A 14,017-nucleotide genomic window follows, 5' to 3' on the forward strand; every position below is an offset into this window, starting at 1 on the left:
CGGGGTTTCAGCCGGCGCCCGAGGAGCACTTCTCGGCAACGGCGACGAACTCGTCCGTCTTGTACGCCTTCCCCTCGCTCCCCGACCACTCGACCTGCCCGGACTTCGGATCGGGGTCCGGGTACCCGGGGAAGCCGTTCTCCCGGACGCAGGCGCTGAACTTCTGTGCCGCGGCGACGGCTTCGGCCGGAGCGGGCGAGGCGGGGACGGGATCGGGAAGAAGGTCCACGCACTTCTGCTGCGCACTCGACTCGGTCGCCGCCTGGTCCACGTCCTTGTCGGCACGGAGCTGCCCGTCGTCACGCTTCTCGAGCACGACCCCGTTCTCCTCCAGGCACCGGTAGTAGGCCTGCTCCTGAGCGCTGGGGGGAGGCGACTTCACACCCCCCGCCTGGGGAAACCGAGGACGGAGCACCCGGTGAGGAGCGTCGAGGCGAACAGGAACGCCGCCGCGCATCTCGGCACGGCAGAGCGATCGGGCATGCGCACTCCCGAGGCATGAACAGCGAGCGGGGCTGAGCAGGAAGATGGCGCAGGGCCCCATAGGTCCACCTCTCCGGGAGACCGCGCGAGACGCCGCCTGCCGACCGTGAGAGGTCGGCCGAGTGTATGGGCGACCTCGAACGCGCGTCCACTCTCCGGGGGAAGTGGCGGGGGAGACGCCCGGGATGGCCCGGTGCGACGGGGTGGAGCTCGCGGCCTGGATGAGGCCGGGGCCGGTCCTGCCCCGCTGACGTGCGCGCCGTGCCCTGGTACGGATGTGCTGGCCGAGGAAGAGAGCCGCGCGGTCCAGTGCCTCGTCCGCCTCGTCGAGGACGCCGGCGAACGACTGGAACACGTGCGGCACGTCGGCGGTGATGTCCAGGATGACGTCCACTCCGGCCGCCCCCGCACGGGCGGCCAGGCGCGTGGAGTCGTCCAGCAGGATCTCGTTGGTGCCCACCTGGATCAGCATGGGAGGGAAGCCGGTCATGCTCTCGCCCATGCGGGTGGCGTCGGGGCCCGGAGAGAACGCCATGATCGCGGCGGGCAGCGGGAGGCCCGCGTCGCGGGTGGCGAGGCAGGTGGTGACGGTGAGGCCGCCGCCGGCGGACGCGATGGTCGAAGGGTCTTTGCCGCTGTCGAGGGGGGCGCGGTGGGCGCTCAGGGTGTCTTCGATCGCGGCCGGGAACGGATGCTCGGGGCAGGCCGGTAGTCCAGCGAGTACGCCCCGAAGCCGGTCCTGGCCACGAGGTGGCCCGTCAGCGACAGGGCGGTCTCGGGGGAGCCGAACACCCAGCCGCCCCCGTGGAAGTACAGGATCGTCCCGGCGCGCGGGGTGCTCTCCGGCTCGACATGCAGTGCGGGCCGGTTGCCGAGCGTCGTCCGCGCGGTACGGATGGTGTCAGGCACGATCATCTGGGCCATCACCGCCCTGAAGCCGGCTCGAGGCGCCTCGGCCGACCGGGGACCCTACGGGCCGCGGCTGCCGCATCATCGCGTCGACCCGGCGGACGGACATCGCCTCGGTCCCGGGCGGCGGCACCCGTCCCGCACGGGGTACAGAACACGACGGCCGGCCACAACGGACAGGACCCCAGCTCATTCCCGCGCTGAGCTGGGGTCCACCTTGTAGGCCCTGTGGGACTCGAACCCACAACCAATGGATTAAAAGTCCACTGCTCTGCCAATTGAGCTAAGGGCCCAGGCGATGTTGCCTCCCTGAGCATAGCCGGACGAGGCCGTGTCTCCGATCGGGTATTGGGGACGCGGCCGCGTCGGACGAGGGAGCAGGGCCGGACGCGGGTGCCGGGAGGGGGTCAGGGGGCCGGTGCGCCGGTGGCCGCCACGCGGGCTGCCGTACGGGCGTGATCCGGGTTGAGGAACCAGTGGCGGGCCGAGACCAGCCACCACGCCGCCGAGAAGCCCAGGACGACCAGGACGGCGACCGGGGCGTAGTTGAAGGTCTCCCAGGTGATCGGGGAGACCTGCGGGAGCATGAAGAGGATCGTGATCGCCCCGACCCAGGTCACCGACACGATCCCGATCAGCTGGGACCAGCGGCCCAGATGCCACGGCCCCCGCTCGAACGCGGCGCCCTTGCGCACCCGCAGCAGCGTCGGGACGACGTACGCGATGTACAGCCCGATCACCGCGATCGACGTCACGGCCGCGTACGCCGTCACGTTGATCAGATACGGCAGCCCCAGCACCAGCGCGCCCGCCGCCGCCAGCCACACCGCCGCCACCGGGGTGCGCGTGCGCGGGCTGACCGTGTGCCAGACGTGCGAGAAGGGCAGCGCGCCGTCGCGCGAAAAGGCGTAGATCATACGGCTGTTGGCCGTCACCGACGCCATCCCGCAGAAGAGCTGCGCGCCGATCACCACGAGCAGGAGCAGCTTGCCGGCCGTCGCGCCCAGCGCGTCCAGGAGAATCTGGGCGGGGGGTGCGCCGGTCGGGGACGCCAGCTCCTTGTCGTACGACTGGATCGCGAACGTGAAGCCCAGCAGCAGCACGAAGCCCGCTATCCAGGACGTCCAGATGGAGCGGACGATGCCCTTCGGTCCAGCCGTCGACGCGTCGTGCGTCTCCTCCGTCATATGGGCCGAGGCGTCGTAGCCCGTGAAGGTGTACTGGGCCATCAGGAGGCCGAGCAGCACCACGTACACGCCGCTGCCCCAGCCCGTGTTGTTCACGAAGTGCGTGAACACGAAGGACGCCGACCGGTGGTGGTCCGGTACGAAGGCCAGCGCGCCGACGATCACCGCGACGCCCAGCACGTGCCACCACACGCTCACGCTGTTGAGCAGCGCGACGATGCGGACGCCGAAGGTGTTCAGCAGTCCGTGCAGCAGCAGGATCGCCGCGAAGAGGAGCACCGTACGGCCCGGTGTCACCTCGAAGTCGAACTGCAGGTTCAGATACGCGCCCAGGAAGGACGCGGCGCCGAAGTCGATGCCCGCGGTCACCGCGACCTGGCCGAGCACGTTGAACCAGCCCGTGAACCAGGCCCACGCCGCGGCCGAGCGGGGCGGGGCGAGACGGTGCGCCCAGAAGTACAGGCCCGCCGACGTCGGGTACGCCGAACAGATTTCGGCCATCGAGAGGCCGACGAACAGCGTCATCAGGCCGACCGCGACCCAGCCCCAGGTGATCACGGCGGGACCGCCGGTGTTCATCCCGAACAGGTAGAGGGTCAGACAGCCGGACAGGACCGAGATGATCGTGAAGGAGACGGCGTAGTTGGCGAACGCCGACATACGGCGGGCGAGGACCTGGGTGTAACCGAGCTGGGCCAGCCGTTCCTCGTCGGACAGCCCGGTCGGCGCATCCGGTCCCTTCGCTATCGCTTCATCTGTCATGCCCCCAGCGATTCCCTCACCGGGGGCGTGACACACGTCACAGCTTGGCCAGAAGAGACCCTTGTAGCTCTGCCAGCCCGTCCCGATCTTGACCCGGGTGGCGAACGTCCCGTTGCCCAGCCCGGTCTCTCGGTACAGGTTGCCCGCCGTGTCCCGTATGACCAGGTCGTTCTTGCCGTCGCCGGTGATGTCCCCGACGCCGACGACCGCGTTGTACGACACGCCCCATTCGGGGGAGATCTTCACGCGCGTCGAAAAGGTTCCCTTGCCGGTGCCGTAGTACCGGTACAGCTGAAACCCAGGAAGGGCCCGTACGACCGAAGTCGTACGGGCCCTTCCTCAGGTCACTCGGCGTCAGCCGTTGCGCTTCCAGCGCGGCTTGTCGTCGCGGCGGCCGAAGGAGCCGGAGCCCCGGTGGTCGTCGCGGCGGCCGAACGGGCGGTCGTGGCCGGAGGCGCGGAAGCCCGGGCGGTCGCCCTGACGGTCGCGGTTGAACGGGCGGTCGCTGCCGCGGTGGCCGCCCCGCTCGTCCCGACGGAAGCCACCGCGGTCGTCACGGCGGTCGAACGAACGGCCGCCACGGTCGCCGCCACGGTCGTCACGACGGTCGAAGCCACGGTCACCACGGTCACCGCCACGGTCGCGGTCGAACGGGCGACGGTCGTCACGGCGCTCGAAACCACGGCCACCACGGTCATCACGGCGGTCGAACGAACGGCCACCACGGTCGCCACCGCGGTCGTCACGACGGTCGAAGCCACGGTCACCACGGTCACCGCCACGGTCGCGGTCGAACGGGCGACGGTCGTCGCGACGCTCGAAACCACGGCCACCACGGTCATCGCGACGGTCGAAGCCACGGTCACCGCCACGGTCGCGGTCGAACGGGCGACGGTCGTCACGGCGCTCGAAACCACGGCCACCACGGTCATCACGACGATCGAACGAACGGCCACCACGGTCGCCGCCACGGTCCCGGTCGAAGCCACGGTCACCACGGTCGCGGCGCTCGTACGCCGCCGGGCGCTCCGTGCGCTCGGACCGGTCGACGTCCTGCGCCGCCGGCTGCTCCGGCACGGACACCTCGGCCACCGCGACCGCCGCCGTTTCCTGGGCCTCGGCCACCGCCGTCTCCGGGTCGTCCCCGCGCTCGCGGGCGACCCGGGCGACCAGACGGTCGGCCTCCTCGCGCAGCTCGGTGGCCCGGCGCTGGGCGCGCTCCAGCTCCTTGGTGAGCTGGGCGACCTCGCGCTCGGCCTGCTGCGCGGCGTTGCCCGCGGACTCGGCCTGGACCTCGGTCATCGACCGGGCACCGGTGATCTCGGCGACCTCGGGCTCGAAGGCGGTGCCGCCCTGGATGATGTGCCGCCCGGCGTCGACGCCCGCGTCCTCCATCAGACGGAAGATCTGGCGCCGCTGGTGCGGCAGGGAGAGGGAGACGACCGTGCCGGTACGTCCCGCGCGGGCCGTACGGCCGGCCCGGTGCAGGTAGTCCTTGTGGTCGCCCGCCGGGTCGACGTTCAGGACGAGGTCGATGCCGTCCACGTGGATACCGCGCGCCGCCACGTCCGTCGCGACCAGGACGTTGACGTACCCGTCCTTGAAGTCGGCCAGCGTGCGGGTGCGGGCGCCCTGGGTCATGCCGCCGTGCAGCGCGTCGGCCTTCACGCCCGCGTCGCGCAGCTGCTCGGCGACGCGGTCGGCGCCGAGCTGGGTGCGGACGAAGATGATGGTGCGGCCCTTTCGGGAGGCGATGGCCGCGGTGACCGGAGCCTTGTCCTTGGGCTTCACGATCAGGATGTGGTGGGACATCGTCGTGACCGCGCCCTGGGCGGCGTCGACCTCGTGCGAGACCGGGTCGACCAGGTAGCGCTTGACCAGCGTGGAGATCTCGTTCTCCATCGTGGCGGAGAACAGCATCCGCTGGCCGCCCGCCGGGACCTGGTCGAGCAGCTCGGTGACCTCGGGCAGGAAGCCCAGGTCGGACATCTGGTCGGCCTCGTCGAGCACGGCGATCTGCACGTCCTCGAGGGAGCAGGCGCCGCGGTTGATGATGTCGCGCAGCCGGCCCGGCGTGGCGACCAGGACGTCGACGCCGCGCTCGAGGGCGTAGATCTGGTTGCCCATGGACGTACCGCCGCAGACGACCTTCATCTTGAGGCCGAGGACGTCGCCGTACGGCTGGAGCGCGTCGGCGACCTGCATGGCCAGCTCACGCGTCGGCGTGAGGATGACGGCGCGGGGGCGCTTCTTCTCGGTGTGACCGCCGGCCAGCGTGGCCAGGGTGGGCAGACCGAAGGAGAGGGTCTTGCCGGAGCCGGTACGGCCACGGCCGAGGATGTCCTTGCCGACCAGGGCGTCCGGGATGGTCGCGGCCTGGATCGGGAAGGGGGTGGTCACGCCGTTCTGTGCGAGTTTGCGCACGACGCCCTCGGGCAGGCCGAGGTCGGCGAAGGTGATCTGGGGGGTGTCAGCGGTCTCGGTGACCGGGGTCGCGTCGTCGTTCTCGTTTTCGGACACGACGATGTGATCAGTGCTGGACACGGACATGCGAATGCGAAACCTTCCGGAGTCTCGTCGGCACGCGCCCGTCAACTCCGTGATTCGCAATACGACCGCCTCAATGCGGTCAGCCACGGCAAAGGAGAGAACGCGCCACACGGCGCGCTCTGCGTTGGCGCCGGGCAAATGGGATCAAACGATCTGCCACCATACGCACCCACCACCCCCGAAGGCAAACCGCCCCCATCAGCCCAGGCCAGCGCCCTGGGCCCGTCACGCCGCCACGCCCGCCGCCGGCGCCGGCTCCCGCTGCGCCAGCTGCGGACCCATCTCCTCGTGCGCCGACGACGAGGGCTCAGCCGTCGGCGGTGGGGGCGGTGGCTCGGGTGTCGGCTCCGTGGGCGTGGGGTCGGCCGGCCGTGTGGGTGTCGGCTGCGGCTGGGTCGGTGCCGGATCCGCCGGCTGATCGCTGTGCCCGGGCCGCCGGCCGGGCGTCCCGCTCGTGTCGGAGGTCCCCGAAGGCGACGCCGACGCGGACTCCCCCGGCTTCGCCTTGCCGCCCTTCCCGCCCTTGCCGTGCTTGCCGTGCTTGCCGTCGCCCGCCGGTTCGCCGTAGCCCGCCGCGCCGGCACCCGACACCGCCGAGCCGCCGTCCGGCGCCTCACCGCCCCGCTGCCCCGCCGCGTGCGACGGCTCCGCCCGGCCGGCGTCCTCACCCACACTCACACAGCCGGCGGCAGCGGTGACGGCCATCACCGCGGCGGCCAGACGGACGGGTACGTACAAGGGGCGCACGGCGGCCACCTCCGAGGCGGACGGGGAAGTCAAGCTGCCCAACTCCCGTCGCCCGCAAGAGGACACGCGTACGGCGCTCACCCGTAGCCGAGTGCGTGCAGCCGCGCGTCGTCGATCCCGAAATGGTGGGCGATTTCGTGCACCACGGTGACCTCCGTCTCCGCGACGACGTCCTCCCGCGTGTCGCACATCCGCAGGGTCGGCCCCCGGTAGACCGTGATCCGGTCCGGCAGCACGCCCGCGTACCACTCGCCGCGCTCCGTCAGCGGGGTCCCCTCGTACAGCCCGAGCAGCTCGGGGTCGCTGGTGGGCGGTTCGTCCTCGACGAACACCGCGACGTTGTCCATCAGCCGCGTCAGCTCCGGCGGAATCCGGTCGAGCGCCTCGGCGACCAGTTCCTCGAACTCCTCGCGCGTCATCTCCAGCACGTGGCCATTGTCCGGTACGGGACGGCCGTACGAGAGTCCTGAGCCCCCGCATATCCGCTCCCGCACTTGGGCATACGCGACCAATGGTCCGCGTCCGCGTCCCCGCCGAAGTCCCCGATCGCATACGAAGGGCAGTCATCGACCGCGCTCGAGCGGCCGTCCGCGCCGCGCGCGCGGCCCGCGCGCGCCTGGCACCGGGCGCTCGCCGGGCCACGTCGAACACGCTGCCCGCCCTCGAACTCGCCGCCCGGCCGCGCACCTGGGCCGGCGCGCTCGGCATGACGGCGGTGGTCCTGATCGGCGCGTGGCTCGGCCTGCTGATCGTGGGGAACGTCCGGGCGCCGGTCGGTCCGGTGAACACGACCATGACCCTGCGCCCGTCCCTCACCGGCGGAACGAAGATCAACGTGTCGCCGCTGGGCGCACTCACCCTCGACAGCCATGTCGCGCCCGTCCGCCTGGACGTCAACGTCGACCAGCTCGACCCGCCGCGCGCCCAGGCCCTGGTCGACCACCCCGAACGCCTCTCCGGCCTCCAGGACGAGGTCGCCCGGGACGTCGAGCACGGCACGCTCGACCTGGCCGTGCGCTCCTGCGTCGCCGTGGTCTCGGGCGCGACGGCACTCGGCCTGGCGGTCTACCGCCGCCCGCGCCGCGCCCTCACCGCCGGCGGCCTGGCGCTGGCCCTCCTGGCGGCCTCGGGCGGGACGGCGTACGCGACCTGGAACCCCAAGTCGGTCCTCGAGCCGAAGTTCTCGGGCCTGCTCTCCTCGGCCCCCTCCCTGGTCGGCAACGCGCGCAGCATCGTCACCGAATTCGATGTCTACCAGAAGGAGTTGGCGCGCCTGGTGACGAACGTGACGAAGCTGTACGACGTCACGTCCACCCTCCCCGCCTACCAGCCCGACCCGACCACCATCCGGGTCCTGCACGTCTCCGACATCCACCTCAACCCGGCGAGCTGGAAGATCATCGCGTCGCTGGTGAAGCAGTACGACGTGAACGTGATCGTCGACTCCGGCGACACCATGGACCACGGCACGGCCGCGGAGAACGGCTTCCTGGACCCGGTCGCGAACCTGGGCGTGCCGTACGTCTGGGTGCGCGGCAACCACGACTCGACGCTCACCCAGCACTACCTGGAGCGGATGAAGAACGTGCACGTCCTGGACGACGGCCGCGCGGAGACGGTCGCGGGCCTGCGCTTCGCCGGCATCGGCGACCCGCAGTTCACGCCCGACCGCTCGACCCTGCCGGGCGGCGACGCGGCCGAACGCCTCACCGGGGACCGGCTGGCCTCGGCCCTGCGTGACCAGCGCTACGCGGGCAAGCCGGTGGACGTGGCGATCGCCCACGAACCGACCGCCGCCCGCGAGACGGACGGCGAGGTGCCCCTGGTGCTGGCCGGGCACCTGCACCACGAGGAGACGGAGGTCATGCAGTACGGCACCCGGCTGCGGCTGGAGGGCTCGACGGGCGGCAGCGGGCTGCGCGCGGTGGAGCACAAGTACCCCGCCCCCATCGAGGCCTCGATCCTCTACTTCGACCGCGACAACCGCCGCCTCCAGGCCTGGGACGAGATCAAACTCGGCGGCCTGGGCCTGACCACGGCGGAGGTCAGCCGCCACCTGCCCGAGGACAACCAGCCCGGCGCCACACAGATCCCGACGCCCCCCTCCGCAACAGCCTCTCGCTCCGGCCGGTAAACCGTTTTGGCGATACTCCCCGCCATCCCATATGCTTCTCACGTCCCCGACGCGCTGAGAGGCGCCCAGGCGGGCCGATAGCCCTCATCGTCTAGCGGCCTAGGACGCCGCCCTTTCAAGGCGGTAGCACGGGTTCGAATCCCGTTGGGGGCACGCAAGATCGTGTGCGACACTGTTGCACACAAAGCTTGGTCCTGTGGAGCAGTTTGGAGTGCTCGCCACCCTGTCAAGGTGGAGGCCGCGGGTTCAAATCCCGTCAGGACCGCTGAGGTTTCGTACGAGACCTCGTGGCTGGGTAGCTCAGTTGGTACGAGCGATCGCCTGAAAAGCGATAGGTCGCCGGTTCGACCCCGGCCCCAGCCACCGCCGCCCCACCGGGGCACGCACCCCCATCGGAAACATCCGGTGGGGGTGTTCTCGTATCGGCCGCGGCGCTCGGGGCGGCCGCCCCCTCCGCTCACCTCCCCGAAGGCCCGGCACGCCCCGTCGGCTCCGCGCGGCTGAGGCCGGACGAGGACCAGAAGCTCATCGCGTGGCTGGGCAAGCGGTTCGCCGATCCGTCGGGCCTGCCCGGCCACAGCACCGTGCCGGACCAGCGGAACATCGTCGTGATCAGCCGTCCCCGCGACCTGCGGCACCCCGCCCGGGCGGGCTGGATGAACGAAGCCCGGCACTACTGCATGGCCACGCTTCACTGCCGCGTCGAGGATCGAGCCCGAGATCTGCGCCACCGCCCACAGCCCCTGCGTCCAGCCGCACCGCCGACTCGTTTCGGGCGCTTGGCAGGAAACCCGCCTGACGCTACGTTCTGGCTGGTCGACCGGGACTTCAGGGGGCGGGGACATGAGCCGGGACGAGGCGAGAGCCATTCGGGACACCGAGTTGGAGAAGGACCGGGCGCGGTACGGACTGATGGCGGTCGTCGTCAGCAATCTCGCGATCGCCGGTGTCGCGATCTTCGGGGTGTGGCAGCTCGGCGGCGACAAGGCCGTGATCGTCGGTGTGCTGACCGCCGCGTTCACCGCGGTGAGCAGCATGACCACGGCCTACTTGGGGATCAAGGCCGTATCCAATACGGCACGGTCGATCGCGCTCGGGGACGGACCCGCGGCGCGGCGCGAACCGACGCCCGCGGCGCCTCCGGCCCAGCGGCTCCAGTAGGCCCTGCGGGGGCGTGTGCGGCGCCACGGACAAAACCGCTCGCCTGGATTTTCCCCGGGGTGAGATCCTGGACCGCGTATGTCTACGCATCCCGCCTCCGCCCTCGGCACCCTCGCCCCTCGCCTGACCGATCTTTCGCTGCGCGACGCGCACCGGCTCGGGCGCAGGCTCGAGGGCGCGCGCAAGATCCGTAAGCCCGAGGCCCGGGCCGCCGTCCTCGCCGAGATCGAGGCCGAGGTCGACAAGGCCGAGGCGCGCATGGCCGAGCGGCGCGCCAACGTGCCCCCGGTCAGCTACCCCGAACAGCTGCCCGTCAGCCAGAAGAAGGACGCGATCGCGGCCGCCATCCGCGATCACCAGGTCGTGATCGTCGCCGGTGAGACCGGGTCCGGCAAGACCACCCAGATCCCGAAGATCTGCATGGAGCTGGGGCGCGGCGTGCGCGGCATGATCGGGCACACCCAGCCCCGCCGGATCGCCGCCCGGACCGTCGCCGAGCGCGTGGCCGAGGAGCTGAACACGCCCCTCGGCGAGGCCGTCGGCTGGAAGGTCCGCTTCACCGACCAGGTGAACCCGGACGCCACCTTCGTCAAGCTGATGACGGACGGCATCCTGCTCGCCGAGATCCAGACCGACCGCGAGCTGCGCGCCTACGACACGATCATCATCGACGAGGCCCACGAGCGGTCCCTCAACATCGACTTCCTGCTGGGCTATCTCGCGCAGCTGCTGCCGAAGCGGCCCGACCTCAAGGTCGTCATCACCTCCGCGACCATCGACCCCGAGCGCTTCTCCCGGCACTTCAGCGACGCCCCGATCGTCGAGGTCAGCGGGCGGACGTATCCGGTGGAGGTGCGCTACCGGCCCCTCCTCGAGGAGGACGGCGACGACGCCGACCGGGACCAGATCACCGCGATCACCGACGCCGTCGAGGAGCTGATGGCGGAGGGCAAGGGCGACATCTTGGTCTTCCTCTCCGGTGAGCGGGAGATCCGGGACACGGCGGACGCGCTCGAGAAGAAGAAGTACAGATTCACGGAGATCCTGCCGCTCTACGCGCGGCTCTCCCACGCCGAGCAGCACCGCGTCTTCCAGCAGCACACCGGACGCAGGATCGTTCTGGCGACCAACGTCGCCGAGACCTCCCTCACCGTCCCGGGCATCAAGTACGTCATCGACCCCGGCTTCGCCCGCATCTCCCGCTACAGCCACCGCACCAAGGTCCAGCGGCTGCCCATCGAGCCGATCTCGCAGGCCAGCGCCAACCAGCGCAAGGGCCGCTCGGGCCGTACGTCCGACGGCATCTGCATCCGGCTGTACTCCGAGGAGGACTTCCTCACCCGCCCGGAGTTCACGGACGCGGAGATCCTCCGGACCAACCTCGCCTCCGTCATCCTGCAGATGACCGCGGCCGGCCTCGGCGACATCGAGAAGTTCCCCTTCATCGACCCGCCGGACCACCGCAACATCCGTGACGGTGTGCAGCTGCTCCAGGAGCTGGGCGCGCTCGACCCGACGCAGAAGGACGTGCGCAAGCGGCTCACGGACGCCGGCCGCAAGCTCGCCCAGCTGCCCGTCGACCCGCGCCTCGCCCGGATGGTCCTGGAGGCCGACCGGAACGGCTGTGCCCGCGAGGTCATGGTCATAGCGGCCGCGCTGTCCATCCAGGACCCGCGCGAGCGCCCGGCGGAGAAGCAGGCCCAGGCCGACCAGCTGCACGCCCGGTTCAAGGACGAGACGAGCGACTTCCTCGCCTTCCTGAACCTGTGGCGGTACATCCGCGAGCAGCAGAGGGAACGGGGCTCCAGCTCCTTCCGGCGGATGTGCAAGCAGGAGTACCTGAACTTCCTGCGCATTCGCGAATGGCAGGACATCTACACGCAGTTGCGCACGGTCGCCAAGCAGATGGGCATCCATCTCAGCGAGGACGACGCCCCCGCCGACCGCGTGCACATCTCCCTGCTCGCCGGCCTCCTCTCGCACGTCGGGATGAAGGACGTGAAGGACGGCAACAAGAACGAGTATCTGGGCGCCCGCAACGCCAAGTTCGCGATCTTCCCGGGTTCGGCGCTGTTCAGGAAGCAGCCGCGGTTCGTGATGTCGGCGGAACTGGTGGAGACCAGCCGTCTGTGGGCCCGCGTCAACGCGAAGATCGAGCCGGAGTGGGTCGAGCCGCTCGCCGGGCATCTCCTCAAGCGGACGTACAGCGAGCCGCACTGGGAGAAGGACCAGGCGGCGGTGATGGCGTACGAGAAGGTCACGCTGTACGGCGTCCCGATCGTCGCCCAGCGCAAGGTCAACTACGGCCGGATCGACCCGGAGACCAGCCGCGAGCTGTTCATCCGCAACGCACTCGTCGAGGGCGACTGGCGCACGCACCACAAGTTCTTCACGGACAACCGCAAGCTCCTCAGCGAGGTGGAGGAGCTTGAGCACCGGGCCCGGCGCCGGGACATCGTCGTCGACGACGAGACCCTCTTCGACTTCTACGACCAGCGGGTCCCCGAACACGTGGTCTCCGGCGCCCACTTCGACTCCTGGTGGAAGCGCAAGCGGCAGGAGCAGCCCGACTTCCTGGACTTCGAGCGGGAGATGCTCATCCGGGAGTCCGCGGAGGCGGTCACGAAGGCCGACTATCCGGACTCCTGGCGACAGGGGAACCTGAAGTTCCGGGTGACGTACCAGTTCGAGCCCGGCGCGGACGCCGACGGCGTGACGGTCCACGTCCCGCTGCAGGTCCTCAACCAGGTCACGGACGAGGGCTTCGACTGGCAGATCCCGGGCCTGCGGGAGGAGGTCGTCACGGAGCTGATCCGCTCCCTCCCGAAGCCGATCCGCCGCAACTACGTGCCGGCGCCCAACTATGCGAAGGCGTTCCTGGAGAAGGCGGTACCCCTGCAGGAGCCGCTCACGGTGACCATGGCGCGGGAACTGAAGCGCATGGTCGGCGTGCCCTTCGATGCGGACGACTTCGACTGGGCGAAGCTCCCCGACCATCTGAAGATCACGTTCCGGATCGTCGACGAGCGGCGGCGCAAGCTGGCCGAGGACAAGGATCTGGAGGCGTTGAAACTCCGCCTGAAGCCGAAGGCGCGCCAGGCGCTCTCGCAGGCGGCCGCGGCCACCGCTGAACGCACCGGCGGCGAGGCGCTGGAGCGGAAGGGCCTCACCGACTGGACGATCGGCGCGCTCACCCGCCTCTTCGAGACCCGCCGGGCCGGTCAGCCGGTCAAGGCGTACCCGGCGCTGGTCGACGACGGCGACACGGTGTCCGTACGGCTCTTCGACACGGAGGCCGAGCAGGCGGAGGCGATGTGGAAGGGCACCCGCCGCCTGATCCTGCGGAACATCCCGGTGAACCCGGCGAAGTTCGCCTCGGAGCATCTGACGAACGCCCAGAAGCTCGGCCTGTCGGCGAACCCGCACGGCTCGATCCAGGCCCTGTTCGACGACTGCGCGATGGCGGCGGCGGACAAGCTGATCGCGGACTTCGGCGGGCCGGCGTGGGACGAGGAGTCGTACCGGAAGCTCTACGACAAGGTGCGCGCGGAAATCGTCGACACGACGGTCCGTACGGTGGGCCAGGTGCAGCAGGTACTGGCCGCGTGGCAGGCCTGCGAGCGCCGTCTGAAGGCCGTACGCAGCCCCGCGCTGCTGCCGAACCTGACGGACGTGCGCGCCCAGCTGGATGCCCTCGTGAAGCCGGGCTTCGTGACGGAGGCGGGGGTACGACGTCTCCCCGACCTGATGCGCTATCTGGTCGCCGCGGACCGCCGCCTCCAGCAGATGCCGACCGGGGTCCAGCGGGACACCACCCGCATGGAGAAGGTCAAGGAGATGCAGGACGAGTACGCCTGGCTCCTGGAACAACTCCCACAGGGGCGGCCGGTGCCGCAGCAGGTGCTGGACATCCGCTGGATGCTGGAGGAACTCCGGGTCAGCTACTTCGCACACGCGCTGGGCACGGCGTACCCGGTGTCGGACAAGCGGATCGTGAAGGCGATCGACGCGGTGGTCCCGTAACCGGTCGCACACGATGGGTGAGTTCGACCAGGGGGCGCACCCTCCTGTACAGTCTCTTCTC

7 protein-coding genes, 4 tRNA genes and 1 pseudogene are annotated in these 14,017 nt (G+C 70.4%); 6 read left to right on the top strand and 6 right to left on the bottom strand.

All coding sequences use genetic code 11. The features are described 5' to 3' along the window. Positions 1–7: 7 nt before the first annotated feature. The 6 genes and pseudogenes from IEZ19_RS51245 to IEZ19_RS31245 form a co-directional block, all read right to left on the bottom strand. A pseudogene (locus IEZ19_RS51245) lies at positions 8–1,407 on the bottom strand (alpha/beta hydrolase). A 205-nt stretch (positions 1,408–1,612) separates the two neighbouring features. Next, positions 1,613–1,685, bottom strand: a tRNA-Lys gene (locus IEZ19_RS31225). A gap of 114 nt (positions 1,686–1,799) precedes the next feature. Further along, positions 1,800–3,341 carry an amino acid permease gene (locus IEZ19_RS31230; RefSeq protein ID WP_189314744.1) on the bottom strand — a complete coding sequence of 514 codons (1,542 nt, stop codon included), beginning with the start codon at positions 3,339–3,341 and terminating at the stop codon, positions 1,800–1,802. A 354-nt stretch (positions 3,342–3,695) separates the two neighbouring features. Continuing rightward, on the bottom strand, positions 3,696–5,891 hold the full coding sequence (locus tag IEZ19_RS31235; protein WP_189314675.1) for a DEAD/DEAH box helicase: 2,196 nt from the start codon (positions 5,889–5,891) through the stop codon (positions 3,696–3,698). Between the two features lie 225 nt (positions 5,892–6,116). Continuing rightward, a complete protein-coding gene (locus IEZ19_RS31240) occupies positions 6,117–6,638 on the bottom strand; it encodes a hypothetical protein (protein ID WP_189314745.1) in 522 nt (173 codons plus the stop codon). Between the two features lie 77 nt (positions 6,639–6,715). Further along, positions 6,716–7,066 carry a metallopeptidase family protein gene (locus IEZ19_RS31245; protein ID WP_189314676.1) on the bottom strand — a complete coding sequence of 117 codons (351 nt, stop codon included), beginning with the start codon at positions 7,064–7,066 and terminating at the stop codon, positions 6,716–6,718. 83 nt (positions 7,067–7,149) lie between these two features. On the opposite strand from IEZ19_RS31245, the gene IEZ19_RS31250 reads away from it, so the two are divergent. The 6 genes from IEZ19_RS31250 (at position 7,150) to hrpA (ending at position 13,956) form a co-directional block, all read left to right on the top strand. Beyond that, positions 7,150–8,772, top strand: a complete 1,623-nt coding sequence (locus tag IEZ19_RS31250; protein ID WP_229841084.1) for a metallophosphoesterase family protein — start codon at positions 7,150–7,152, stop codon at positions 8,770–8,772. Between the two features lie 80 nt (positions 8,773–8,852). Further along, positions 8,853–8,925, top strand: a tRNA-Glu gene (locus IEZ19_RS31255). 37 nt (positions 8,926–8,962) lie between these two features. Beyond that, positions 8,963–9,037 (top strand) — tRNA-Asp (locus tag IEZ19_RS31260). A 24-nt stretch (positions 9,038–9,061) separates the two neighbouring features. Beyond that, positions 9,062–9,135: transfer RNA gene (locus IEZ19_RS31265), tRNA-Phe, on the top strand. Positions 9,136–9,615: 480 nt separating this feature from the next. Beyond that, positions 9,616–9,933 (top strand): hypothetical protein, encoded by a 318-nt coding sequence (locus IEZ19_RS31270; protein WP_189314677.1) that lies wholly within the window; start codon positions 9,616–9,618, stop codon positions 9,931–9,933. Positions 9,934–10,011: 78 nt separating this feature from the next. Further along, positions 10,012–13,956, top strand: coding sequence for an ATP-dependent RNA helicase HrpA (hrpA, locus tag IEZ19_RS31275; protein ID WP_189314678.1), 3,945 nt, complete (start codon positions 10,012–10,014; stop codon positions 13,954–13,956). The last annotated feature ends 61 nt before the right edge of the window (positions 13,957–14,017 follow it).

Origin of the sequence: Streptomyces brasiliensis (genome assembly GCF_014647875.1) — a bacterium.
Taxonomy (GTDB): Bacteria; Actinomycetota; Actinomycetes; order Streptomycetales; family Streptomycetaceae; genus Streptomyces; species Streptomyces brasiliensis.